Source organism: Phyllobacterium sp. P30BS-XVII (assembly GCF_014138335.1).
Classification (GTDB): domain Bacteria; phylum Pseudomonadota; class Alphaproteobacteria; order Rhizobiales; family Rhizobiaceae; genus Phyllobacterium; species Phyllobacterium meliloti.
In genome coordinates, this window is sequence record NZ_JACGXO010000008.1 from 15,586 (window position 1) to 38,703 (window position 23,118).

Annotated in this window: 27 protein-coding genes; 19 read left to right on the forward strand and 8 right to left on the reverse strand. The window is 52.6% G+C overall.

Annotated features, from left to right (window positions below):
• Nucleotides 1-12: 12 nt before the first annotated feature.
• A complete protein-coding gene (locus FHW17_RS19975) occupies nt 13-402 on the reverse strand; it encodes a cytochrome c family protein (RefSeq protein WP_112522172.1) in 390 nt (129 codons plus the stop codon).
• A 577-nt stretch (nt 403-979) separates the two neighbouring features.
• Here FHW17_RS19975 and FHW17_RS19980 point away from each other — a divergent pair.
• The 5 genes from FHW17_RS19980 (at nt 980) to FHW17_RS20000 (ending at nt 5,420) form a co-directional block, all read left to right on the forward strand.
• Nucleotides 980-1,960 (forward strand): ABC transporter substrate-binding protein, encoded by a 981-nt coding sequence (locus FHW17_RS19980; protein ID WP_227988785.1) that lies wholly within the window; start codon nt 980-982, stop codon nt 1,958-1,960.
• 81 nt (nt 1,961-2,041) lie between these two features.
• Nucleotides 2,042-2,776 carry an ABC transporter permease gene (locus tag FHW17_RS19985; RefSeq protein WP_182510751.1) on the forward strand — a complete coding sequence of 245 codons (735 nt, stop codon included), beginning with the start codon at nt 2,042-2,044 and terminating at the stop codon, nt 2,774-2,776.
• Complete coding sequence (locus FHW17_RS19990) at nt 2,736-3,494, forward strand: ABC transporter ATP-binding protein (RefSeq protein WP_182510661.1); 759 nt, start codon at nt 2,736-2,738, stop codon at nt 3,492-3,494. Before FHW17_RS19985 ends, FHW17_RS19990 begins: the two co-directional genes overlap by 41 nt.
• The gene (locus tag FHW17_RS19995) at nt 3,491-4,450 is read left to right on the forward strand and encodes a quinoprotein relay system zinc metallohydrolase 2 (RefSeq protein WP_182510662.1); all 960 of its coding nucleotides are present in this window, start codon (nt 3,491-3,493) and stop codon (nt 4,448-4,450) included. Before FHW17_RS19990 ends, FHW17_RS19995 begins: the two co-directional genes overlap by 4 nt.
• Before the next feature lie 97 nt (nt 4,451-4,547).
• Nucleotides 4,548-5,420 (forward strand): quinoprotein dehydrogenase-associated SoxYZ-like carrier, encoded by an 873-nt coding sequence (locus FHW17_RS20000; protein WP_112522177.1) that lies wholly within the window; start codon nt 4,548-4,550, stop codon nt 5,418-5,420.
• Here the strand turns inward: FHW17_RS20000 and FHW17_RS20005 are convergent.
• Nucleotides 5,417-5,767, reverse strand: a complete 351-nt coding sequence (locus FHW17_RS20005) for a hypothetical protein (protein ID WP_348643764.1) — start codon at nt 5,765-5,767, stop codon at nt 5,417-5,419. The genes FHW17_RS20000 and FHW17_RS20005 overlap by 4 nt on opposite strands.
• A gap of 451 nt (nt 5,768-6,218) precedes the next feature.
• On the opposite strand from FHW17_RS20005, the gene xoxF5 reads away from it, so the two are divergent.
• From xoxF5 to pqqE, 9 genes are all read left to right on the forward strand, one after another.
• Nucleotides 6,219-8,045, forward strand: a complete 1,827-nt coding sequence (gene xoxF5 / locus FHW17_RS20010; protein WP_112522179.1) for a lanthanide-dependent methanol dehydrogenase XoxF5 — start codon at nt 6,219-6,221, stop codon at nt 8,043-8,045.
• A 198-nt stretch (nt 8,046-8,243) separates the two neighbouring features.
• Nucleotides 8,244-8,717, forward strand: a complete 474-nt coding sequence (locus tag FHW17_RS20015; RefSeq protein ID WP_227988904.1) for a c-type cytochrome, methanol metabolism-related — start codon at nt 8,244-8,246, stop codon at nt 8,715-8,717.
• A gap of 1 nt (nt 8,718) precedes the next feature.
• Nucleotides 8,719-9,582 (forward strand): substrate-binding domain-containing protein, encoded by an 864-nt coding sequence (locus FHW17_RS20020; RefSeq protein WP_182510663.1) that lies wholly within the window; start codon nt 8,719-8,721, stop codon nt 9,580-9,582.
• Between the two features lie 34 nt (nt 9,583-9,616).
• The gene (locus FHW17_RS20025; protein ID WP_348643765.1) at nt 9,617-10,141 is read left to right on the forward strand and encodes a PQQ-dependent catabolism-associated CXXCW motif protein; all 525 of its coding nucleotides are present in this window, start codon (nt 9,617-9,619) and stop codon (nt 10,139-10,141) included.
• Nucleotides 10,142-10,218: 77 nt separating this feature from the next.
• Nucleotides 10,219-10,314, forward strand: coding sequence for a pyrroloquinoline quinone precursor peptide PqqA (locus FHW17_RS20030; RefSeq protein ID WP_105734839.1), 96 nt, complete (start codon nt 10,219-10,221; stop codon nt 10,312-10,314).
• Between the two features lie 101 nt (nt 10,315-10,415).
• Nucleotides 10,416-11,354 (forward strand): pyrroloquinoline quinone biosynthesis protein PqqB, encoded by a 939-nt coding sequence (gene pqqB, locus FHW17_RS20035; RefSeq protein WP_182510665.1) that lies wholly within the window; start codon nt 10,416-10,418, stop codon nt 11,352-11,354.
• On the forward strand, nt 11,351-12,106 hold the full coding sequence (pqqC, locus tag FHW17_RS20040; RefSeq protein WP_182510666.1) for a pyrroloquinoline-quinone synthase PqqC: 756 nt from the start codon (nt 11,351-11,353) through the stop codon (nt 12,104-12,106). Before pqqB ends, pqqC begins: the two co-directional genes overlap by 4 nt.
• Nucleotides 12,103-12,402 carry a pyrroloquinoline quinone biosynthesis peptide chaperone PqqD gene (gene pqqD, locus FHW17_RS20045; RefSeq protein ID WP_182510667.1) on the forward strand — a complete coding sequence of 100 codons (300 nt, stop codon included), beginning with the start codon at nt 12,103-12,105 and terminating at the stop codon, nt 12,400-12,402. The genes pqqC and pqqD overlap by 4 nt, the downstream gene beginning before the upstream one ends.
• Entirely contained in the window at nt 12,399-13,511 is a 1,113-nt protein-coding gene (pqqE, locus tag FHW17_RS20050) for a pyrroloquinoline quinone biosynthesis protein PqqE (RefSeq protein ID WP_182510668.1), read from the forward strand. Before pqqD ends, pqqE begins: the two co-directional genes overlap by 4 nt.
• 3 nt (nt 13,512-13,514) lie before the next feature.
• On the opposite strand, the gene FHW17_RS20055 is transcribed toward pqqE, so the two are convergent.
• From FHW17_RS20055 to FHW17_RS20080, 6 genes are read right to left on the reverse strand one after another with little or no spacing between them, the layout of a single operon-like run.
• A complete protein-coding gene (locus FHW17_RS20055; protein ID WP_182510669.1) occupies nt 13,515-14,141 on the reverse strand; it encodes a hypothetical protein in 627 nt (208 codons plus the stop codon).
• Nucleotides 14,138-14,998 (reverse strand): ABC transporter permease, encoded by an 861-nt coding sequence (locus FHW17_RS20060; RefSeq protein WP_246706944.1) that lies wholly within the window; start codon nt 14,996-14,998, stop codon nt 14,138-14,140. Before FHW17_RS20060 ends, FHW17_RS20055 begins: the two co-directional genes overlap by 4 nt.
• Nucleotides 14,995-15,801, reverse strand: a complete 807-nt coding sequence (locus FHW17_RS20065; RefSeq protein WP_112522189.1) for an ATP-binding cassette domain-containing protein — start codon at nt 15,799-15,801, stop codon at nt 14,995-14,997. The genes FHW17_RS20060 and FHW17_RS20065 overlap by 4 nt, the downstream gene beginning before the upstream one ends.
• A gap of 54 nt (nt 15,802-15,855) precedes the next feature.
• Nucleotides 15,856-16,350 carry a hypothetical protein gene (locus tag FHW17_RS20070; RefSeq protein WP_246706945.1) on the reverse strand — a complete coding sequence of 165 codons (495 nt, stop codon included), beginning with the start codon at nt 16,348-16,350 and terminating at the stop codon, nt 15,856-15,858.
• 29 nt (nt 16,351-16,379) lie between these two features.
• The gene (locus FHW17_RS20075) at nt 16,380-17,354 is read right to left on the reverse strand and encodes a YVTN family beta-propeller repeat protein (protein ID WP_210275975.1); all 975 of its coding nucleotides are present in this window, start codon (nt 17,352-17,354) and stop codon (nt 16,380-16,382) included.
• A gap of 25 nt (nt 17,355-17,379) precedes the next feature.
• A complete protein-coding gene (locus FHW17_RS20080) occupies nt 17,380-18,708 on the reverse strand; it encodes an ABC transporter substrate-binding protein (RefSeq protein ID WP_246706946.1) in 1,329 nt (442 codons plus the stop codon).
• Between the two features lie 64 nt (nt 18,709-18,772).
• Here FHW17_RS20080 and FHW17_RS20085 point away from each other — a divergent pair, with 64 nt between their 5' ends.
• From FHW17_RS20085 to FHW17_RS20105, 5 genes are read left to right on the forward strand one after another with little or no spacing between them, the layout of a single operon-like run.
• Nucleotides 18,773-19,942 (forward strand): (5-formylfuran-3-yl)methyl phosphate synthase, encoded by a 1,170-nt coding sequence (locus FHW17_RS20085; RefSeq protein ID WP_182510670.1) that lies wholly within the window; start codon nt 18,773-18,775, stop codon nt 19,940-19,942.
• Nucleotides 19,939-20,574 carry a dihydroneopterin aldolase gene (locus tag FHW17_RS20090; RefSeq protein ID WP_162700392.1) on the forward strand — a complete coding sequence of 212 codons (636 nt, stop codon included), beginning with the start codon at nt 19,939-19,941 and terminating at the stop codon, nt 20,572-20,574. Before FHW17_RS20085 ends, FHW17_RS20090 begins: the two co-directional genes overlap by 4 nt.
• Nucleotides 20,571-21,122, forward strand: coding sequence for a flavoprotein (locus FHW17_RS20095; protein ID WP_112522193.1), 552 nt, complete (start codon nt 20,571-20,573; stop codon nt 21,120-21,122). The genes FHW17_RS20090 and FHW17_RS20095 overlap by 4 nt, the downstream gene beginning before the upstream one ends.
• Nucleotides 21,115-22,515, forward strand: coding sequence for a DUF6513 domain-containing protein (locus FHW17_RS20100; protein ID WP_182510671.1), 1,401 nt, complete (start codon nt 21,115-21,117; stop codon nt 22,513-22,515). Before FHW17_RS20095 ends, FHW17_RS20100 begins: the two co-directional genes overlap by 8 nt.
• The gene (locus FHW17_RS20105; RefSeq protein ID WP_112522195.1) at nt 22,512-23,117 is read left to right on the forward strand and encodes a DUF447 domain-containing protein; all 606 of its coding nucleotides are present in this window, start codon (nt 22,512-22,514) and stop codon (nt 23,115-23,117) included. Before FHW17_RS20100 ends, FHW17_RS20105 begins: the two co-directional genes overlap by 4 nt.
• Nucleotide 23,118 lies beyond the last annotated feature (1 nt).

Here is a 23,118-nt window from a genome sequence, read left to right on the forward strand (position 1 = left end):
GCGGCAACTTTGTTACTTTGAATATTGTTTGAGATAAGCTTCGAGGTTGGAAATTTCCGTGTCATCTTTCAGACCGGGGAAAGCCATTTTCGTACCGGGTACTTTGGCCTTCGGGTCATGCAAATAGTCACGCAAGCTTGCAGTATCCCATACCAGACCACCTGTACCGGCGGCCTTCATCGCGGGTGAATAGTTAAAGTTGGGATGTGTACCGGCGGTTCTGCCAAATAGACCATTAAGAGATGGTCCAACCTTGTTTTTGTCAGTGTCTGCCACATGACAGGCCGCACATTTCTTGAAAACTGTTGCTCCAGCCGTGGCATCTCCCGCATCCTGAGCGCGGGCTTGAATAACGGACAGAACTGCAACTGACAGACCAATCAGTAGTACAGGATATCGCATGGCATTTCCTCATTTTCGCCAAGGGTGCCCTAGACGAAGACTGGTGCCAATTTCCATGCATTGGCGCCACCATTTCAGCTTGATCTTTCTATTAACGAATTCGCGATCATAGCATTTCAAAACGTTACCTGTGGCATTGCATAAGTCAATCGTGATGCTGCGGAAATAACGCCGCAGCATCACGATTGCGTTTTCCTTCCGGCGTGTGATTGACGACAACGAGCAGGAACCGTAATTTGAAAAGATATTTCTCATTGGGCACCTTGAGAAATCCGACGACCGGCTTCAGCTCCCGTCAATAGGCCTCGAATGATCGAGGGCATTGCCGGGATAGGAGTGGGGTGAGAGGTGCCGAATGGATCTTATCGAGCTCATCTTAACTGTCTGTCTTGTGTCGAACCCGACGAATTGTCGGGAAGAGCGACTGCATTTTGAGAACAGAGGGAATCTTCTCAATTGCATGTTTCTGGCGCCGGCCGAAATGGCCAAATGGACGCAAGAGCATCCGAAATATCGCGTTTCCCGTTGGAAGTGTGCATATCCGACCAATGAGATGACGCTGTGATCGGAGATGCTGATGGCTAAATGGCACCCTTCTTTCCTCGTGTGCTTGCTGGTCATGTTCATTGTTGGCAGCGTCTTTGCCGTTGAAAGCCATGCTGCGGAAACCGTGCGTGTCGGTGTGCTGAAATTCGGTACAGTGAACTGGGAGCTGGACACGATCAAACACCACAAGCTTGATGAGAAATATGGCGTGAATGTCGATGTTCATTTCTTCGCCAGCGAAGACGCGACCAATGTCGCGATGATGGCGGGAGATGTGGATATCATCGTATCGGATTGGCTTTGGGTTTCGCGTCAGCGCGCCTCGGGCGAGGATTTGGCTTTCGCACCCTATTCCAGTTCGGTAGGCTCTCTCATGGTGCGGGACGGGTCCCCGATCAAAAGTCTGGCTGATCTCAAGGATAAGAAAATCGGCGTTGCCGGTGGACCTCTCGACAAGAGCTGGCTTCTCATTCAGGGACTTGCCAAACGTCAGTCTCTGGATTTGGCCGGTCAGAACACGATTGTCTACGGTGCCCCGCCATTGCTGACAGAAAAGGCGCAGCAGAATGAGCTCGATGCCATTTTAACTTTCTGGAATTTCTGTGCGAGATTGGAGGCAAACGGCTTTCACAGGCTGATCAGTACCAGTGATGCCGCGAAGTCCCTCGGGGCCACCGGTGCCGTGTCGGCTCTCGGTTATATATTTCATGGAAACTGGGCAAACACCCACCCCAAAGCCATTGCTGGATTCATAAGCGCCAGTCGTGATGCGAAGGCGCTTCTTGGCAATTCGGATGTGGAATGGCAGAGGCTTGCGCCAGTGATAAAGGCAGAAGGGCACGAACTCGAGATTTTGCGCGATCGCTATCGTGAAGGCATTCCCGCTCGTCCTGTCGATGACGAGCAAGCCGATGCGGAAAAACTCTATGCGGTTCTTGCTGAACTCGGCGGCCCTCGGCTTGTTGGCTCAGCCATTATGCTGGCCGAAGGTACGTTCTGGAGGGCCCAATAGATGACAGTGATTTCCACCGGACAGGGCGAGGGATCAAAGACGGTTCATCCGCAACGGTCTTGGCAATGGACATCACCTATCATGGTGTTGTTGTCTTTTGCCGCTCTTATAGTCGTCTGGCATATTGGCGCCACGCTATGGCCAAGCCGCTCTTTTCCCGCGCCATTACTGGTTCTGCAAAGGTTCCTTAGCGAAACCTCGAGTGGCGATCTGCCGTATCATTTGGCGATCACTCTGTGGCGTGTCGCGGCCTCGTTCTTCCTTGCTATGATAATCGGATCGGTGATTGGTGTTTTTCTGGGCAGCTACCGGCGCGCCGACCGGTTCTTCAATCCTTGGCTTATCCTTTTTCTGAATATTCCGGCGCTCGTCGTGATCGTCCTTGCCTATATCTGGTTTGGCCTGAACGAGGCGGCAGCAATTGGCGCTGTTGCTTTGAACAAGATCCCCAATGTGGTTGTGACAATGCGCGAGGGAACACGGGCGCTTGACCCGCGTTATGCCGAGATGGCGCAGGTCTACCGCTTCCGGTCACTGGATCGCATACGGCATATCCTGCTACCCCAATTGCAACCCTATATCGCTGCGGCCTCGCGTTCCGGTGTCTCCCTCATCTGGAAGATCGTGCTGGTTGTTGAATTATTGGGCCGGTCGAATGGTATCGGCTTCCAGATCAATCTGTTTTTCCAACTCTTCGATGTCGCGGCGATTCTGGCCTATACGCTGGCATTTGTTGCGGTGATGCTTTTCATTGAACTTGTGGTGGTACAACCCCTTGAACACACATCAACACGTTGGCGTCGCCGCACGGCTTAAGGTCGATATTCAGGGAAAGTCATTTCGCACATCAAACGGTGAAGTGATTGATGTGCTGCGCGATCTGCATTTCGAGGTGGAACAGAATGAGTTTGCCTGCATTCTTGGACCCTCCGGATGCGGTAAGACCACGACGTTACGCATCTTGCTTGGGCTTGAAGGTGATTATAAGGGGGTGGTTCAACTGCCCGGATTGGCAGAGCCTCGCATTGGCGCGGTGTTTCAAGAGCCGACATTACTGCCTTGGCGTTCAGTAGAGCAAAATGTGAGGCTGGCTCTGCCAAAGCACTTGAAGAACACTCGTCTCGATAATCTGTTCAGAGTTTTGGGACTGTCCAAGATGCAGATGTTTTATCCGGGCGAACTGTCTCTGGGTCTTGCGCGGCGGGTGGCCATTGCACGGGCACTGGCAATTGAGCCGGATATATTGCTCCTCGACGAGCCCTTTGTTTCGTTGGACGAGGCGACAGCCCAGCAGCTTCGCAATCTGCTTTTGGCTGTCTGGTCAGAACAGCCGACAACAGCACTCATGGTGACTCACAACCTACAGGAGGCACTCATGCTGTCGGACCGGATTATTGTGTTTTCCGATAGACCGGCGCACGTCATTGGAACCTTCGATATAAGAGTGCCACGGCACAGCCGCAATGCGCAGGTCAGAGCAGATCTGCTACGTTCGTTCAATGAGAAATTCGCTGGTGAGGGTTTCGGATCATGAGCTATGCGACCCGGCGCGACGTCCTTAAAACAGGAGTGCTCTTTGCCTGTTGCGGCGTGTCCCATGCCCGATTGGCGATGGCACAATCAGGACATGGTGGTCCATTGCCGGTCAAGCAGATCGCAGAGGGTGTATTCGCCTTTGCCGGTACGCCTGCGATGATGACTGATCAGAATGATGGTGAGATTTGCAATGTTGGTTTTATCATTGGTGATGAGGCTGTGGCTGTCATCGATAGCGGCGGTAGTGTGGTCGAGGGTAAGGCATTAATTGCTGCTATTCGAACCCAAACGGACAGGCCTATCCGGTATTTAATCAACACTCATATGCATCCCGATCATCTGTTCGGTAATGCTGCATTTGAAGGTACGGGGGCCATCATCGTCGGTCATCATAATCTGCCGCGGGCTTTGGAAAGTCGCGGTAGCTATTACTTGCAGAGTTATCGCGATGCCATGGGCAGTGCTCTCATGGCAGATATCAGAATAGTTCCTCCCGCCAAGCTCATAACTGACGAGGAAGAGGTTGATCTTGGTAATCGCAAGCTCAGTTTGAAGGCTTGGAAACCTGCGCATACGGATAATGATCTTTCGGTGTTTGATCATCAAACCAAGACGTTCTTTACGGGCGATCTGTGTTTTATTGGCCATCTGCCCACAATGGATGGATCTCTGCTTGGATGGATTGCGCAACTGGCGACCCTGAGTGGGATCAAGGCAGAAGTTGCGGTGCCGGGGCATGGGCCTGTATCGTCGCCATGGCCGCAGGCGCTGGAAGCGGAAAGCCGATATTTTGATGTGCTTGTACGCGATATACGCAAAGCCATTGCTGATGGTGTGCCGATGTCAGATGCGGTCAAATCGGCCGGAGAAAGTGAACGTCCAAACTGGAAACTGTTTGATGAGTACAATCAGCGCAATGCTACTGCTGCATTCGCTGAACTTGAATGGGAATGATCCGGTAATGTTGGTATTTGCCAGATCGTTCGGGAAGATGGTATAGTCTGTATCAGCCGGGCACCGCCAAAGTTATCCTTGGTGGAGGCAGAACACGATGTTTGCAACAATTGAGCTGCGTAACCCCTTGGTTGCCGTTGTTCTCTTTGCGTTTTTTGGTTCGGCATTGCCTTTTCCTGTTTGGGCGCAAAATGCTGGCCCTCCCGAAAGCACCACCTGGAACAGCTTGAAGGGCGACGTCTTCGAACAGAAGTCTATTGAGGCCGCAAATGGTATTGTGACAATCGACGCACCCAAGCGCGCCGAAGATGCGGCAATAGTACCAGTCGATTTGCATTTTAAAACTGACGCCGCTTCCGGCCGTATAAAAGCCGTGACCTTGATCGTCGACGAAAATCCATCACCAGTTGCTGCTGTATTCAAATTCGGTCCTGATGCTGGCGTGACCCATCTCGCTACACGGCTGCGGGTCAATGCTTATTCCTATGTGCGAGCCATCGCGGAAACGGAGGATGGCAAGCTTCACATGGCCGAAACTTATGTGAAGGCGTCTGGCGGATGTTCCGCTCCTGCCATGAAAAACACTGATGAGGCGCTTGCCAATCTCGGCAAGATGAAACTGCGTGTGTTTCCCGCCAAGACAATGGGTCTGGCATCGATGACCCGTGCAACCGAAATGCAGCTGATGATCCGTCATCCCAACAACTCAGGACTGCAGATGGATCAGGTGACGCGATACTACATACCTGCGCACTTCATTCAGGGGCTGACCGTGTCGCAGGGCAACCGGTTGATCATGTCTATGGAAGGAGGGATTTCGATTTCGGAAGATCCGAATTTTCGTTTCGAGTTTGATGCGAAGCCGGGGGAGGATATCAAGGTTGAAGCGGCCGATACCGAAGGCAAGAAATTTCGGGATGAATGGCCGCTCGAATCATCGGGTTTGCAGGAGTCCAAGCCAAGGATTTAGAAGCAGCGAATATCGGCTTCCGCCTGAGCCCTTTTCAGTTCTGTGATGGAGGCCTTGGCTGGGGCACTTTCGCGAAAGAGCGCACCATTCTCGCCGGGAACCAGTCCCATCGATTTGTAGGTCTCGGCGGCAACATAATGATCATAGGAAATGACGGAGGCGATAACATCGATTGAGCATGAGCATCGTTGGAGCGAATCCCGGTTTTCTCCATTGGCCTTCATGCAGCCATAAACGTATTCGGCAAGGGTCGAAGTGGGATAATCCGTCGCTGACTTTGCCGGCAAAGAATATGCAATTGCTGCGATTGCTAACAGGCCTGATTGCAGGATTTTTGATGCTGACATTGTCATTTCGCCTTCACGCTGGTGAAACGTAAATTTTTCAAATAGATAGCAAATAATAATATTGATTAGTAAGAATTGTCCAGTATTAAAGTATCAAATTATGTTGTTCATGTAGCATTCAGAATAAAATCCAAAAATATGAAATGTGTTGCGACGCAAAATGCTTATATTGCAGTGCGGAAAATATAAATTTATAAACATGCTTGCCTAATGCAATTCTTTCTCCTATCGTCATCTTGTTTCCGGCTTCAAGGACGTTACCGTCAAGGGAGTGGTGACAGTCTTCGTAGGCCAAGCGGGGTGGGCAGTAACGGTGCCCTCTGCGCGCCTGGCTTAGGTCGTGACACGCTGCCGGAAATACTTCCCCATTTGCGTGAGCTAATGGCGCGGACCGCTAGAATTAACGGCTCCGTCCGATGGTTCATAAATGTGAACTTAGGGAGGACTCAAAATGCGTGTACACAAGAATTTATTACGATTATTGGCTAGTTTTTCTCTATCGCTTTCATTGGCGGGAGGAGCATTAGCCAATGACGATTTGCAAGCTTTGATTTCCAATTCCAAGGACTGGGCAATCCAGACCGGCGATTATGCCAATACCCGATATTCAAAACTTAATAAAATCAACAAGGATAACGTCAAGAACCTTCAGGTCGCCTGGACGTTTTCGACAGGCGTGCTGCGCGGCCACGAAGGTGGTCCGCTCATCATTGGGGATGTCATGTATGTCCATGCGCCCTATCCCAATACAGTCTATGCGCTTGACCTGAACAATGACGGCAAGATCCTATGGAAGTATGAGCCCAAACAGGATCCAAATGTTATTCCCATCATGTGCTGCGATACCGTTAATCGCGGCGTAGCCTATGGTGATGGCAAGATCTTCCTTTATCAGGCAGACACAACACTTGTGGCTCTCGATGCAAAGACCGGAAAACCTGAATGGTCCGTGAAAAACGGCGAAGCAGCCGACGGCAGCAAAGGTGAATCCGGTACATCGGCTCCAATGGTGGTAAAAGATAAGGTCATCGTCGGCATTTCCGGTGGTGAATTTGGTGTTCGCGGTGCTTTGACTGCCTATAATATCAAGGATGGCAAGCAAGCCTGGCGTGCGTGGTCAATTGGTTCTGACAAGGACACGTTGATTGATCCGGAAAAGACAACACAGCTCGGCAAACCAGTGGGCGCAGATTCCAGCACAAAAACCTGGGAAGGCGATCAGTGGAAGATCGGTGGTGGAACAACGTGGGGTTGGTACTCTTATGATCCCAAATTGAACCTCATCTATTATGGCACGGGTAATCCATCCACATGGAATCCAAGCCAGCGTCCGGGTGACAACAAATGGTCCATGACCATTATGGCTCGCGATGCCGATACGGGCATGGCAAAATGGCTCTACCAGATGACCCCACATGATGAGTGGGATTATGACGGTGTCAACGAGATGATCCTGGCAGACGGTATCAAGATCGACGGCAAGGATCGTAATGTTCTCGTGCATTTCGACCGCAATGGCTTTGCCTATACGCTGGACCGGGCGACCGGTGAACTTCTAGTTGCCAAGAAGTACGATCCGGCCGTTAATTGGGCGACTGAAGTCGTTATGGACAAGAACAGCAAGGACTATGGCCGTCCTGTCGTTGTTGATAAGTACTCAACGGCAAAACAGGGTGAAGACGTCAACACAACGGGTATTTGCCCTGCTGCTCTCGGTACCAAGGATCAGCAGCCTGCAGCTTATTCCCCGAAGACGAAACTCTTCTATGTACCGACCAACCACGTCTGCATGGATTACGAGCCTTACAAGGTCAGCTATACCGCCGGTCAGCCTTATATCGGCGCAACGCTTTCCATGTATCCTGCTCCAAACAGCCATGGCGGCATGGGTAACTTCATTGCCTGGGATGCGGCAAAGGGTGAAATCGTTTGGTCCAAGCCCGAGCAGTTTTCGGTATGGTCAGGCGCGCTTGCCACCGATGGCGATGTGGTCTTCTACGGTACACTTGAAGGCTATCTGAAGGCAGTCGATAAGACTGGCAAGGAACTCTACAAATTCAAGACTCCTTCCGGCATTATCGGCAATGTCACTACCTATGAACACAAGGGCAAACAATATGTTGCCGTTCTGTCCGGTGTTGGTGGCTGGGCTGGTATCGGTCTTGCGGCCGGCCTGACAAAAGGCACGGATGGTCTGGGCGCGGTCGGCGGTTATGCTGGTCTCTCCGACTATACGGCTTTGGGCGGTCAGCTGACCGTCTTTGCGGTCCCCGAATAATAGGGGCGAATTGACACCAAAACAGGGTGCCCGGTTTTAACGAGGCCGGGCCCCTCGTGTCACCTGACCGACAATTAATGATCAATCATAGCCGTTGAGCCGACACTGCGAGGTGTTGCTCTGATGGAGTGAATGCGAGGTTACCGGATGCAGATTCGAACAACACTTCTGACCGTTACAGCTGCTCTTGCTCTCCTGATGGGACAAGGTAGCAGCTACGCCGACGACAAGGCAGCTGCTGCGGTTGCTTCTGAAGACAATGGTAAATATGCCGACAAAGACGGAAATCCCACATTCAAGATACAACCGGATGGAACTGTCGATTGGTATACCTACAGCGGTTATCGCCGCTTCAATTCGGAATGTAATGTCTGCCATGGAGCGGATGGTGCAGGGTCATCTTTTGCGCCGGTTCTCGCCAATTCACTCAAGACCATGTCCTATGCCGATTTTATGGGAATAGTTGCTGGTGGCCGTAAAAACCTGAGCAATGGCAATGACAAAGTGATGCCAGCTTTTGGCGATAACAAGAACGTCTACTGCTACATGGATGATCTTTACGTCTATCTACGCTCGCGTGCTGTGGGCGACCTTCCGCGAGGACGGCCTGCAAAGCATGAAGATAAGCCCGCCGCCGCCAAGCAGGCGGAAGATTCATGTATGGGTGGATGAGATGACGCAGCATACAAGGCCTCTCCGGCATTGGTTTGTCGCGTTGCTGATAGCAACGGGCATCGCCATACCCTCGGGTGCTCTGGCACAGGGGGCAGGGTTAGGAGCCGCTGGTGAACTTGTTGACCTGGACGTACTGCGTGTGTGTGCCGATCCTTCAAATATGCCGTTTTCCGATCAAAGCGGCAAAGGATTTGAAAACAAATTGGCGGAACTGGTCGCTGCCAAAACCGGACGTAAGTCGGTGGCCTATACATGGTACCCCATGGCGACCGGCTTTGTTCGCAATACACTGCGATCCAACCATTGCGATATCATCATGGGCTATGCACAGGGTGATGAGCTTGTACAGAATACCAACGCTTACTATCGCTCGACCTATGTCATGCTCTTCAAGAAGGGTGCTGGGCTGGACGATGTGATGTCGATTGAAGACACAAAGCTGGCAGGCAAGAAGATCGGTGTTGTTGCCGGAACACCCCCAGCGGCCAATCTCGCCAAGGTTGGTTATATGCGCAATGTGCTTCCCTATCCCCTGATGGTGGATACAAGGCTCGCGCCATCCATGGCGGATGTCATGATCAAGGATCTCATGAAAGGGACGATAGATGTGGCGATCCTTTGGGGACCGATGGCGGGCTATTATGCGAACGAGATCAATCCCGATCTGGCGGTGGTCTCGCTGGCAAAAGAAAAGTCCGGGCATATGGCGTACCGGATCACGATGGGTGTGCGCCCGTCCGATCAGGAATGGAAGCGCACATTAAACAAGGTGATCAAGGAGAACCAACCTGAGATCAATCGGATATTACTTGAATACCATGTTCCGTTGATGGACGAAAATGACAAGCCGATCACGCAATAGCCCGTTGGGCAAAGCGATATGGAACTGTTTCGCCGTGGCGATCATTTTGATCAATGTAGCTGCCGGTCGGGCTGGTGCAGAACAGAATGCACCAGAGCCAGAACAGTATAGGACTGAGGTCTACCGCGCACCGGTTCCTGTGACGTTAAAGGGAGCGACGGTCGTAACGACGGATGAGGTAATTGCTCTATGGAAAGACAAATCGACCGTTTTTGTCGATGTTCTGCCGCATGATCCTAAACCGGCGAACCTTCCAGCTGGGACCGTGTGGAAAGACAAGGTTCGGGAAGATATTCCAGGGAGCATCTGGCTGGCGAATGTCGGCTACGGAATTTTGAACAAGGAGACCGAAAACTATTTCCGCAAGGGGCTGGAGTCGCGTCTCGGTCAGGACAAGAAAAGAAGGGTGCTTTTTTACTGTATGGAGCACTGCTGGATGTCGTGGAATGCCGCCAAAAGGGCAGTCGAATGGGGATACCAGTCCGTGTTTTGGTATCCGCTTGGCACTGATGGCTGGATTGCAGCAGGGCAGGTTACACAAAAAAATGAACCCCATTAATTTCAATCTTGCGCCATGATGGCGTACGATGGCGGCGGAGGATCACCTTGGTGGTCTTCGAATAAAAGGAGACGAGCATGAAGAAAACTTGGACAAAACCGACCATGTGTCAGGTTGCAGCTGGTATGGAACTTACACGTTACATGCCCGCTGAACTGAAGACCAAGAAGTAATCTCCAATCTTCGCCCTGCGTGATGAATCGCGCAGGGCGAGTTCCTGATTTCATGCATTATTCTGGAAAGTGTTTTCCGGCTCTTTGGGGATTTGCCTGCCATGCGATTGAAAATAATCGGCTCCGCGGCCGGAGGCGGGTTCCCTCAATGGAATTGCAATTATCGATTAAGCCGCGGTGCGTGGAATGGTGGAACAAATTTTCGTCCCCGAACTCAGTCCAGTCTTGCTGCCAGTGTGAACAACGTAGACTGGGTGCTGTTTAATGCCTCACCCGATATACGCCAGCAGATCGCGGCGACACCTGAACTTCAGCCGCCGGAAAACGGACCTTTTCGCGCAACACCGATACGAGCGGTGGTTCTGACCAATGCTGATGTTGACCACATTGCCGGGCTGCTTAGTTTGCGCGAACGTGAACCATTCGCACTCTATGCAACAGGGCGTGTTCTTGAGGTGCTTGAAGCTAATTCCATCTTCAACGTTCTTGACCGGTCAATCGTTGATCGCCGCGAACTGAAGATTGGTGCGCAAACGGATATTCTCGATGTAATGGGAAAATCCACAGGCATCGCCGTCGATACTTTTACGGTGCCCGGCAAGGTGGCACTGTTCCTTGAAGATCAGACCAAAGCGGCAGAAGGCTTTGGTACGCAGGATGGCGATACAATAGGGCTCCGCCTTTTCTCAAAAGGCAATGTACGGTCTGCATTCTATATTCCTGGCTGCGCGCGCATTGATACAGCGCTCAAGTCAAAGCTGGAACAGGCGGACTGCCTGCTCTTTGACGGTACCCTTTATACCGACGATGAGATGATCACCGCAGGCATCGGCACAAAGACTGGTGCCCGGATGGGGCACATGTCCATTTCAGGAGAGGATGGTTCATTGGCGGCTTTGATGGATCTTGACATCAGCAACAGGATTTATGTTCACATCAACAACACCAATCCCATTCTAGACGCCGCGTCGGCGGAACACGCAGTCGTCGTCGCTGCGGGTTGGAAAATAGCATTCGATGGTATGGAGGTCAGATTTTGAGTGAATTTGACGAAGCGGCACGCAATGGATTGTCCCCGGCACAGCTTGAAGAGGTCCTGCGCGCTGTGGGTGCTGCACGCTATCACAATCGTCATCCCCTGCATCACCAGATGACAAGCGGAGCCCTGACCAAGGGGCAAATGCAGGCCTGGGCGCTTAACCGCTATTCCTACCAGTCGGTCATCCCGCGCAAGGATGCTGCCATCATCATGCGCTCGGAGGACCCGGAGTTTCGCGCCGAATGGCGCAAGCGTATAGAAGACCATGACGGTGACGATGGCTGGAATGGCGGTATCGCGCGCTGGCTCAAGCTGGCCACCGGTCTGGGGCTTGATGCAGATATGGTGAAAAGCGAAAAGCTCGTACTGCCAGCCACTCGCTTTGCCGTCGGCGCTTACCTCACCTATTGCACAAACCGCACATTGCTCGAAGCGGTTGCATCATCGCTGACCGAGCTGTTCTCTCCGGTCATTATCAGCGAACGTGTTCCGGCGATGCTGGCGAAATATGAGTACGTGACCAAGGATATACTTGCCTATTTCGACAAACGACCGGCACTCGCCTCTCGCGATTCCGATTTCGCCCTCGCCTATGTGATGAAACACGCCAATAATGCTGAAAAGCAGCAGGCGGTGATCAACTCGCTCGTCTTCAAATGTGACGTGCTCTGGGCCATGCTTGATGCGCTGGCTCATGCTTACGGAGAAAAGGGCAATATACCGCCCGGTGCCTTCGTGCCGGAGCCCGCATGATTGAAACAACCCGCTCCCGTGCCATCGTGTCGATGCAATCGCGGCCCATGCTAAGGCCACATGTGCGATTGCAATATGATGGAGTGCGCGAGGCTTGGGCATTGTTGTCGCCGGAAAAAGTATTCTGGCCAAATGAAGTCAGCCTCGACATTTTACGGCTCTGTGACGGCCGCCTTACGGTTGCGCAGCTGATAACATCTCTCGCCGATCAATATGCGGCGGATCAGGAAGAAATTGCACCCGACGTTAGCGCCTTCCTGCAAGAATGGTCCGACAAGTTCCTGGTGACGCTATGACAGACCCTGTGCTTCCTCCGATTGGCATGCTGGCAGAATTGACGCACCGCTGCCCGCTACAATGTGCCTATTGCTCGAACCCTGTTGAACTCCTGAAGGCAAATCGGGAAATGGATACCGCAGCCTGGATCGCGCTATTCGAACAGGCGGCAGACCTTGGCGTACTTCAGGTGCATCTGTCTGGCGGTGAACCAACTTTACGGACGGATTTGAGCGAGCTTGTTGCCAGTCTCGCCGGGCGTGGTGTCTATACAAATCTCATTACTGCCGGGGTAGGGATTGCCGAAGGACGTATCGAGGCACTCGCCGATGCGGGGCTTGATCATATCCAGTTGAGTTTTCAGGGCGCTGTTGCCGCGACCACAGAGAAAATCGGTCATGCGCGCGGGGCACACGAAAAGAAGCTGGAAACGGCCAGACGGGTTCGCGCTGCGGGCTTGCCGCTGACAATCAATGCACCGATCCACCGGCATAATATGGAGGAGGTTCCCGATTTTATAGAATTGGCGCTTTCCCTTGGTGCAGAGCGGCTTGAGATCGCCAATGTACAATATGCCGGTTGGGCGCTCCTCAATCGTAAGGCTTTGATGCCGGAACGCGACGCGGTGGAGCGTCAAGTGCAGATTGTCGGGGAGGCGCAGGAACGGCTTCGGGGCATCATGACGATTGATTTCGTCACACCTGATTATTTTGCCATCTATCCCAAACCCTGCATGGGGGGATGGGCGAGGGATGCCTTCATGGTTGCACCCGATGGAACGGTTTTGCCCTGCCATGCCGCTGCGACGATCAAATCGCTGCATTTTGAACGTTTCGGGGATTGGAATCTCAGTCGCATATGGCACGAATCTTCCGCATTCAATGCGTTTCGCGGTACAGACTGGATGCGGGAGCCATGCCGCAGTTGCGACCGGCAGGAGATCGATTGGGGTGGCTGCCGATGTCAGGCGATGGCAATTGCGGGTGACGCAGCCGCGACTGATCCAGCCTGTATCAAGTCGCCTTTGCATGAACGGATGGCCGCGCTGATTGGTGAAGCAATAGAGACGGCTACATCGGATGCATTCATCTATCGTCGTATTGGTAAGGAGGTAGAGACCTCCGTTTGAACGCTATTTCTTAGGCATCGATTGCTCGATGGTCTTTGACAGGCCATAAAGCCGCTGTTCGATGATTGTCGGTACTTCACAAACATAAGTCAGTGATTGTACCCGTTCTTCAAAGACGCGGGTTTCCCAGGTCAGTCGTTCGTTGGCCCGGTCGAGATCATCCGGATCGGTATCCGCTTTGGCGCGCATTGCGTCGACCCTGGAAGCTTCCTTGCGCAGATCATCAGCCATTTGACGTTGCTTGCCGGCGTAACGCGAAATCCCTGAAATCACCTGTTCGCGTTCGCGGTTCAGTGTATCAAACAAGCCTTGGAACAGCAGCAGCATCTTGTCATTCAACTCGTCCTTCGGCAGGTCACCGGCAAACTCCACGATTTTCTTTTGCGCGACATCCAATGGATTGCGCCGCGCTGCCAATTCATCGACCAGAGCATGGATTGCTGTATCGTCATCCCAGCTTTTTGCGGTTTCAGGAATATCCGGACCGCTCCATACCTGGCCAACCGACAATTCCGGCACTTTGCGCTGAACGCATGGCCAGGTTGGGTCATTTTGTGCTGCGCCGAATGACGCTGCGAGCGAAGCGGCATAGAGGAGAATACTGGTGGCGATAACCCGGGACCCTCTCAATTGTTTCCTCCTTCTTGCTTCTTGATGACGAGGCCTCTCGAGGGATCATACGCGATAATGGCACCGGTAATGAAAACCAGAGTGAACCCGCAGACGACGATGAAGGACATCCACTCAATCTTCCCGTAAAAGGCGAACCGCACCAGTTCGACAGCGTAGGTAAAGGGATTGAGCAGACATATCTTGTAGAGCAGGGGGCTTGCTTCCTGTACGCGCCAGAGCGGGTAAAGCGCGGAGGAGGCAAAATACATCGGGAAGATCACGAAATTCATGATTCCTGCAAAGTTTTCCAATTGTTTGATCATTGAGGAAAGCAACATGCCGAGAGTCCCCAGCATCATACCTGCAAGAAAGAGTGCGGGCAGCGTCAAGAGATAACCGGCTGGCGGCGCTTTCACTCCCCAGAACCACGCGATGAACAAGAATGCGTAGACCTGGACAATCGAGACGGCGACACCGGCGAGCAGCTTGGATATGAGCAGGAACCAGCGTGGAAATGGGCTCACCAGCAGCGTGCGCATATTGCCCATTTCCCGATCGTAAACCATCGAGAGAGAGGATTGCATGCCGCTGAACAACAGGATCATTCCGCACAGTCCCGGCGTGATGTAAACCTCATAAAGCACATAGGTCTGATAAGGCGGAATGATCGATACGCCAAGAACCTGACGAAAACCCGCTGCGAAGATGAAGAGCCAGAGCAGTGGCCGTACAAGGGATGAGATGAAGCGCTCACGCTGGTGGAGGTAACGAAGTCCTTCCCGAATAAGAATACCTTTGAGGCAAATGAGATACTGCATTAAGCCAAAGCGGCTATATCCGGTGCGGATCGAGATGTTGCCCGAAATATCCGTCATAGATGACCTCCGACGTTGAGGGAAACTATGCCCGTGAGCCGTGAGAATGCTTCATTGATAGTATCAGCACCTGCATCTTTGACGACATCGTGGGTGGTGCCGTTGGCGACGAGTTTGCCTTGATTGATGACAATGACCTGATCGGCGTGATTGACTTCGTCAATCAGATGCGTTGCCCACAGGACACTAATCCCTTTCTGCTCCACCAATTTACGGATATCGCCAAGGATGGTAGCCCGCGACTTGATATCAAGGCCGACTGTAGCCTCATCCAACAACAGCAACGAAGGTTGATGCAACAGGGCGCGAACGATTTCAACGCGTCTGATTTGACCGCCTGAGAGACTCCGGGCTTTTTCGTGCAGGCGGTCGCTCATGTCGATTGATTGCATCAAATCGTGGATACGCGTGTTGGCTTCGCGTGATCCGATTCCGTGCAGCGACGCGTGGTAGGCCAAATTTTGATGTACCGACAGATCGAGATCAAGAGTCCGGGCCTGAAAGACAATGCCAAGGCGCCGCAAAGCCTCTCCGGATTTCCGGTCAATGTCATTGCCGAATACATGGATATGACCATTGCGGGTCGCGAACAGATGGCTGATCAAGGAAAACAGCGTTGTCTTGCCTGCGCCGTTCAAACCCAAAAGCACTGCAAAACGGCCGGGTGCTATTGAGAATGAAATGTTGTCCAGCGCCTGCCGCCTGCCATAGGAATAGCTTACCGAAGTAAGCTCCAGCGCCGGTACATTCGCGTCGGGCAATGATCTGTCATGGACAGTCTTCAATCCGGCATTTGGACCCATCAAGCTCCACCCCTTGCTACCCAATTCCATTGTCAGTTTAGCAGACGCCGACACCTATTTGATCGTAATCGTTCCCTTCATACCCTTGTCGGCCAGATCAGGTACAGACCAGGTATACTTGCCGGGGCGTACCGCAGTGAACTGGACATTGATTGTGCCGGGAGAATCAAATTCCAGCCATGCCGGGGCACCATTCATATGCACTTCAAGATCGTTGATGACGATCTGGTTCATCCAGACATTACGAAAGAGGTCAGTAGCGAACTTGTATTCCAGACCCGCCGCTGATGTAATCTTCCAGCGATATCCCTGCCCCGCGACCAGCTCGAAATCTTTCTGGTTTACGGTGAATTCATCGTCTTTGGAGCCAAGGATCAGTTCCGGTACGTTCTTGCTGGCGCGGGTGACTGCGGGCGTCTTGGTCGCGGCTGAACCTTTTGCTTCAGGGGCTGCTTTATCATCGTCGTCATCCGCCTGTGCGAAAGCAAAGGACGGGACGAACGCCAGACTCAAAAATCCGGCAAGTGCAAATGTTCTAAAAGTCGACATGTAGTTCCTCCCTTTGTCGATTGTTCTGGTTAGTTCGGCGAGACCGCTACGCCCCATGGCAACTGGCCAACAGTCACCGATTTGATCGGTTCGTCCGTTTCCGTGTCGATGAATGTGATGTCGTTGGAAAGACCATTGGTGCTGATGATACTTTTGCCATCGGGCATGAAGGCAAGTTGCCAGACCCGTTGTCCCACCAGAACATATTTTTCAACTTTGTAGGTTTCTGTGTTGACGACGGCAACGCGGTTGGCGGGCCCAAGTGCAATATAGGCTTTCTTGCCGTCAGCGCTGATGCGTATGCCGACAGGCTGGATTTGCTCGGAACGCAGGCCCTGAATTTCGAACGTGATCTTGTGCGTGACCGTACGGGTCTTGTTGTCGATGACCGAGACGGTGCCGCCTATCTCTGCGGACACCCATACTTCCGAGCCATCCGGTTTGAACTGCGCATAACGTGGGCGTGAATCAACGAGCACATTATCGGTGATCTCGTGTGTGGACGTATCGATGAAATGGGCCATATTTGTCGTCTCGGAGGTATTGACGATCGTTTTGCCGTCAGGGCTCACTCCCATGCCCTCCGGCTCCACACCAACCGGGATTTCGGCAATGACGCCTTTTGATTCCACATCGATCACGGTAACCAGATTATCGTCCTCGTTGGCGATGTAGAGGGTCTTTCCATCCGGAGATAATGTGAAAAGCTCGGGATCGGGGCCAGAGGGCAATGAGCCTATGATTTCGCCCGTGCTGGTGTCGATCATCTGCACGGTATCGTCGTCACTGGCGCAAACGTAAACTATTTTTCCATCAGGGGAGATCGTGATGCCGCGGGGTCTTTGCCCGACATCGATGGTCTTCACCACTTCCATGGTCTTCGAGTCTACAACAGTTACCGAATTGCCTTTTTCGTTGGAAACATAGACCATATTCGCCGAGCTGGGTTGCGCAAGAAACGGCAGCGCTACGGTCGCAGCAAGCAGGCACATGTGGTGTCGCATCTTATTCCTCCCATTTATCCATATTTTATTTGAGCTTGCACTTGGTCTCCGGTCTGTCGACGCCCAAAGTATCGAGTTCCGAGAATTGATGCAGAAAGCCCGTTTGCGGTGATGTTGAAACGACGCTGTGCCCATCACCGATCAGGATCGGCTGCCGCAACTGCCAGTTCCAATTGCGGAAACTGAGCTTCTGACCCTTGAAGGCGGCGATCGAAAACTCATCCGATTTGATATAGTCCTCGACCTGTTTCGTCTCGGCACTCTTCGCCCGGGTTACTGCTTCCCCGAGGATACGCACGGCCGTCCATGCCTGCATGTCCTTGGATAGCATCCGCCGGCCAGTGGTTTTGGCAAAACGGTTCTGGATTTGTACGCCGCCCCACTGTTCGCTCGCCGGGTGCCAGCTGGAGGCCACCAGACCAGCCGTTCCCGCTACCGGGCGGGGAGTCCATGTTCTGTAGGGAACGTAGCTGCCGAACACTTCGTTTTCATCGGCAACAATGACGACATCATGTTCAGGCAGGTTCTGGGTAAAGACCGGCATCTGCTGCTGGACGAGAACCACACCACTGTCAGTCCTTCGTGCTGTACCGTTGTCTTCATAGAGACGCTCTTCTACGATTGTAGCTCCAAAACGTGTTGCGGCACGTCTGATGGCGTCAGCGTAGAGCTTGTCGTTATCATGGGAACCATAAAGCAACACCCATTTGCGCCATTGTTTCCAAACGAGGTACTGCGCCAGGCCGTCGGCCAGCATGCTGCGTGTGGGCGCCGTGTGAAAGATATTCGACCGGCATTCCTCTTCACGTAAAACATCGTCGGTCGAACCAACGTTAAAAAGCAGCACTCCAGCATCCTTTGCCAGATCCGCTATTGCCAGCAATTGTTTGGCAGAAACATCTGTCAGGATGAACCGGTCGCCGCGTGCAACCATTTCCTTGAAAGCTGACGTCAAATCAGCGTCGAACTTTGTTTCCGTGATGTCCAGCGTGAATTGCTGACCGAGAAATTTTCCTGTTGTGTTGTTGTCGTTGATCGCAACATTTGCACCGGCAACGCCTTCATCGCGCGGAGGGATATCCAGGACGGAAAGTGCCAATTGGGGTTCGTAGGCACGGAGATAGCCGATTCTGATATCGACAATTGGCTTTGCTGTTTGATTTGTCGTTGATTGCTGCGCCGATAGCTCAGACACGTTGACGAACAGCAAAAAAAAGCCGAATAAAAACGTGAGAGTATTTGGCACCGTACTCTTCATGACCAAACCATTCATACTGCCGCCATTCAAGTAATGGCGGTGGGTTAAGAACAGAGGTGCCCATAGTGTTTTTAAACAAACGCTCCATAATCTCAACCCTTCGGCTCAGCTTTTCTTGCATGCAAGGCAAGGTTTCTGATTTTTATGCGGGGGCAAGCCAATGACAAAATTGCTGGCAAGTGTCCGGAACCGTGAGGAAGCGGAAATCGTCTTCCAAAACGGCGCAGATATCATTGACATGAAAGATCCTGACAATGGAGCGCTAGGTGCCGTTGATCTGTCTAAGATATTGGAAGTCAAGGGCTTTATAGCGGGCAGGCGCCCCATAAGCGCAGCTTGCGGCGATCTTCCGATGCATCCGGAGAGCATCCGCCGAAGAGTAGAGGAATTTGCTTCGGCTGGTCTGGATTACATCAAGATTGGCTTATTTCCATCAGAGCAGTTGGATGTTTGTATAGAGGCACTCAGGCCGCTTGCTTCACACAATAAATTGATTGCAGTTATCTTTGCCGACAACTGGAAATCTTACAGCGAAACTCTGTTCGAACGCTTGTCGGTTTGCGGATTTTTCGGCCTTATGATCGACACTGCAGATAAATCCAAAGGCCGATTGCTCAATCATATGTCTCCCGATCAAATTGGAAAATTTATCGGGAGTGGTCAGTCCCATGGGTTAATGGTTGGCGTTGCCGGATCGCTCGAAGCGCCGGATGTTTCGCGACTGCTGACCTATGATCCGGATTTTATGGGTTTTCGTGGAGCGCTCTGTGTTGATCTTAACCGAAGGTCATCCATTGATGCACAGGCAACGGCAAAGATACGCGGTCTCATTCCCGAAGTTCTGGAAGAGGGAGGGCCGGCGAGCGTAGATTATAAATTGCTTGCCGCGCGGGGCTATTTTCCGGAACCGGAAGAAGCGGGACTGGGCACAGACAAGATTTTTGTCCGCGATTTTGTTCTCCCTGTCTACATAGGGGCTTATAGTTTTGAACATGGCAAAACCCAAAAGGTGCGTTTCGACGTTGTCGCTGAGGTTTTGCGGGTGACACGCAATCCCGAAGATATGCGGCATGTGGTTTCCTACGATCTGATAATGGATGGCATCCGCGCCATCGTTGCCGAGGGTCATGTCGAGCTTGCAGAGACGCTGGCGGAACAAGTAGCCGCGTTCGTACTGAAAAATCCGAGGGTGGTGCGCGTTTTCGTTCGCGCTGAGAAACTGGAGATAGGCCCCGGTGGCGTAGGCGTTGAGATCGAGCGAACACGCGAAGTCAAGAACTCTGCCAAGCTGCGCTTCACGCAGGTGCATGGAGGCCGACAGTCTTCATGAGACCACTTGTCGTAAAGCTTGGAGGAAGTACGGCGGGTCACGGAGAAATGCATCGCTGGATCAATGTGCTGGCCAGCGCAACGTTCCCTCTGATCATCGTGCCCGGAGGTGGGCCCTTTGCGGACCAGATCCGGGCTTCGCAGGGGCGTCTTGGCTATTCAGACGAAGCTGCACATGCAATGGCAATCCTCGCCATGGATCAGTTTGGCATTGCCATTGCCGACCATCACGAATGCTTACAGATCGTACGGTCGATTGCGGAAATCAGCAATGCGCTTGACGCGGGTTCTGTCCCCGTTTGGTTGCCCTCATCGATGACCATAGGCGCGCCGGACATTCCCATGTCATGGGATATTACGTCGGATAGTTTAAGCGCGTGGCTTGCCAAACAATTGCAGAGTCAGGCTGTATTGCTGATAAAGCAGACCGATGAGTACCAGTTCTATTCGTCGGTCACAGAGCTGGTTGATGCGGGTATTGTCGACAGAATGCTGCCGGACATGCTGGCAAATGACACGAGTCTTCACATGGCGGGGCCAGCTATGTTGAATCTGCTGGATTTACCCTTGGCAGCCGTTCCGGGACGCGTGATGACAGGCGCGAGACATTTCGAAGCGATGGGTGGGCAATGACACGACTGCATACGCCGCGATGGGCTTGGGCATTGACTGGCTCCGGTCATTTTTTTGTGGAAAGTTTTGAGTTGATAAGAACGCTCGAACATTGTGATGTGTTTGTTTCAAAAGCCGCCAACGAAGTGCTGCGCATGTATGGATTGAAGCTCGATTTTCCTGAGACGACACGGGTTTTGCACGACAAGACGGCAAGTTCAGTGCCTGTGGGAGGCTTTTATAACGGCGTGTATCACACGGCGGTTATTGCCCCCGCAACATCGAATACGGTAGCAAAATGCGTTGTCGGAATTTCAGATTCACTTCCCACAAATGTATATGCTCAAGCTGGCAAATGCCTCGTTCCATCCATTGTTTTTGCCTGTGACACCGCGCCTGAGCTTGAAACAATGGCTCCGGGTGGCATGGTGAAAGTTTACCCCCGGCCAATCGATCTTGCCAATACGGCGCGTCTAAAAACCTATGAACGGACCGAGGTTGTCGAGTCATTGGCCGAATTGAAGGCGGCTATCGCGCGCCGTTCGAACGAAGTTGCCCGATATGACTGAACATCTCCTGTTCTTGACCGGGCATCTGGCCCGCTCACGGCTGGAACGGATACTTTCCGATCTCAAGGATACGACCTTCACCTATGAAATCGTTGATATAGGTGTGAAGGTCGCTGCACTGATGAGTGAAGAGATTATCGCACGGCGATTGAAGCCTCCGGTTGTAGCGGATCGCATCATATTACCTGGCCGGTATCGCGGCGATCTTGACTGCTTGAGCACACGCTTCGACATTCCCTTCCTGCGAGGCCCAGACGAGGTTGCTGACCTGCCGGTATTTCTCGGGCGTGTTGGCAAGCCGATTGATCTCTCCAGACACAATATGCGCATCTTCGCGGAAATAGTTGACGCTTCAGCCCTGTCCTTGGACGCATTGGTCGAGCGTGCTTCGAAACTTGCTGCTGCGGGCGCGGATGTCATTGATCTTGGCTGCTTGCCGGACACGCCGTTTCCGCATCTTGCCGATGCTATCCGCCGTCTTAAGGCCCAAGGCCTTTCCGTCAGCGTGGATTCAGCCAACCAAAATGAGCTTGAAACCGGTGCCGCCGCCGGTGCTGATTATCTGCTTAGCCTCACCGAGGAGACTATAGACCTGGCGGTGAAATATAACGCCGTTCCAATCCTCATTCCTTCAGTTGCAGGTGATCTCGATTCACTTGGCCGCGCGATTGCGGCCGCACAGAATGCGAATATCTCCTTCATTGCCGATCCGGTACTCGATCCAATCCATTTCGGTTTTGCCGCTTCGCTCGGACGATTTCTGGAAGCCCGCCGCCGATGGCCCGATATCCCGATGATGATGGGCACCGGTAATCTGACCGAGCTAACAGATGCGGACTCGTCCGGTATCACCGCACTGCTCTCAGGGATTTGTTCGGAACTATCGATAGACAACGTCCTTGTCGTTAATGTCAGTCCTCACACCATTCGTACTGTTGAAGAGCATGATCGGGCGCGCCGCATCATGTTTGCAGCCAAACAGGATCATGCCCTGCCACGCGGCTATGATGCTGGACTTTTGCAGATCCACGACCGTAAGCCCTATCCGAACAGCGTAGAGGATATCGCCGTCCTTGCCAGTGATGTGCGCGACGCCAATTTCCGCATTATGACTGCGCCAGATGGCATCCACATCTTCAATGCCAAAGGTCATGCAATTGCACAGGATGCATTTGAACTTTTCCCGAAGCTCAACGTTGAATCTGATGGTGCCCACGCCTTTTATCTGGGCGCGGAGCTGACCAAAGCCGAAATAGCCTGGAAGCTGGGCAAGCGGTATACACAGGACGAAACACTTACCTGGGGTGCTGCCACTCCGGAAGAAAAAATGGATCGTCAAAGATTAAAAGAAGCGGGCCATACGTTACGATCGAAGAAGGATACGACGACTTGACCTATATCAGGGAAACCATCGTCACGACGGTTGATGTTGCCGGAATTGTCCATGTTGCGCCGCTTGGTATCATCCAGCAGGAGGATGGGTGGGTTATCGCGCCGTTCCGTCCATCGAAGACGCTCGATAATCTTGGCGCTGTCCCCTTTGCAATTGCCAATTATACGGATGATATGCTGGTGTTTGCCGGCTGTCTGACGGGGCGCAAAGAGTGGCCCACCGTCGCAGTTGAGGGCTTTCCCGTGCCGCGCCTGCAATCAGCACTCAGTCATTCAGTGCTTCAGGTGGTGTCCGTCGATGATGACGGGTTGCGTCCGCGCCATTTCTGCAAAGTTGTTTCTGAGGCAATGCACGCGCCTTTCACCGGGCTCAATCGAGGCAAAGCCGCAGTGCTCGAATTGGCCATTCTGGTCAGCCGTCTGCATATGCTGCCACAAGAAAAGATCGATGCAGAAATTGGCTATCTCACGATTGCGATCGAGAAGACTGCAGGGCCGGATGAACTGCTTGCGTGGTCATGGCTGATGCAGCGCGTGAAGGAGCATCAGGAAGCCGCCGATTCAAAAGGCAAGAGTGCAATGCGTCATCCCGGCACTGCCTGAA

Bases quoted from the DNA above. Each gene is read 5' to 3' on its own strand.
- FHW17_RS19975 (WP_112522172.1), bottom strand. From the start codon at position 402: ATGCGATATCCTGTACTACTGATTGGTCTGTCAGTTGCAGTTCTGTCC.
- FHW17_RS19980 (WP_227988785.1), top strand. From the start codon at position 980: ATGGCTAAATGGCACCCTTCTTTCCTCGTGTGCTTGCTGGTCATGTTC.
- FHW17_RS19985 (WP_182510751.1), top strand. From the start codon at position 2,042: ATGGTGTTGTTGTCTTTTGCCGCTCTTATAGTCGTCTGGCATATTGGC.
- FHW17_RS19995 (WP_182510662.1), top strand. From the start codon at position 3,491: ATGAGCTATGCGACCCGGCGCGACGTCCTTAAAACAGGAGTGCTCTTT.
- FHW17_RS20000 (WP_112522177.1), top strand. From the start codon at position 4,548: ATGTTTGCAACAATTGAGCTGCGTAACCCCTTGGTTGCCGTTGTTCTC.
- FHW17_RS20005 (WP_348643764.1), bottom strand. From the start codon at position 5,767: ATGTCAGCATCAAAAATCCTGCAATCAGGCCTGTTAGCAATCGCAGCA.
- xoxF5 (WP_112522179.1), top strand. From the start codon at position 6,219: ATGCGTGTACACAAGAATTTATTACGATTATTGGCTAGTTTTTCTCTA.
- FHW17_RS20015 (WP_227988904.1), top strand. From the start codon at position 8,244: ATGGGACAAGGTAGCAGCTACGCCGACGACAAGGCAGCTGCTGCGGTT.
- FHW17_RS20020 (WP_182510663.1), top strand. From the start codon at position 8,719: ATGACGCAGCATACAAGGCCTCTCCGGCATTGGTTTGTCGCGTTGCTG.
- FHW17_RS20030 (WP_105734839.1), top strand. From the start codon at position 10,219: ATGAAGAAAACTTGGACAAAACCGACCATGTGTCAGGTTGCAGCTGGT.
- pqqB (WP_182510665.1), top strand. From the start codon at position 10,416: ATGCGATTGAAAATAATCGGCTCCGCGGCCGGAGGCGGGTTCCCTCAA.
- pqqD (WP_182510667.1), top strand. From the start codon at position 12,103: ATGATTGAAACAACCCGCTCCCGTGCCATCGTGTCGATGCAATCGCGG.
- pqqE (WP_182510668.1), top strand. From the start codon at position 12,399: ATGACAGACCCTGTGCTTCCTCCGATTGGCATGCTGGCAGAATTGACG.
- FHW17_RS20060 (WP_246706944.1), bottom strand. From the start codon at position 14,998: ATGACGGATATTTCGGGCAACATCTCGATCCGCACCGGATATAGCCGC.
- FHW17_RS20065 (WP_112522189.1), bottom strand. From the start codon at position 15,801: ATGGGTCCAAATGCCGGATTGAAGACTGTCCATGACAGATCATTGCCC.
- FHW17_RS20070 (WP_246706945.1), bottom strand. From the start codon at position 16,350: ATGTCGACTTTTAGAACATTTGCACTTGCCGGATTTTTGAGTCTGGCG.
- FHW17_RS20075 (WP_210275975.1), bottom strand. From the start codon at position 17,354: ATGCGACACCACATGTGCCTGCTTGCTGCGACCGTAGCGCTGCCGTTT.
- FHW17_RS20085 (WP_182510670.1), top strand. From the start codon at position 18,773: ATGACAAAATTGCTGGCAAGTGTCCGGAACCGTGAGGAAGCGGAAATC.
- FHW17_RS20090 (WP_162700392.1), top strand. From the start codon at position 19,939: ATGAGACCACTTGTCGTAAAGCTTGGAGGAAGTACGGCGGGTCACGGA.
- FHW17_RS20095 (WP_112522193.1), top strand. From the start codon at position 20,571: ATGACACGACTGCATACGCCGCGATGGGCTTGGGCATTGACTGGCTCC.
- FHW17_RS20100 (WP_182510671.1), top strand. From the start codon at position 21,115: ATGACTGAACATCTCCTGTTCTTGACCGGGCATCTGGCCCGCTCACGG.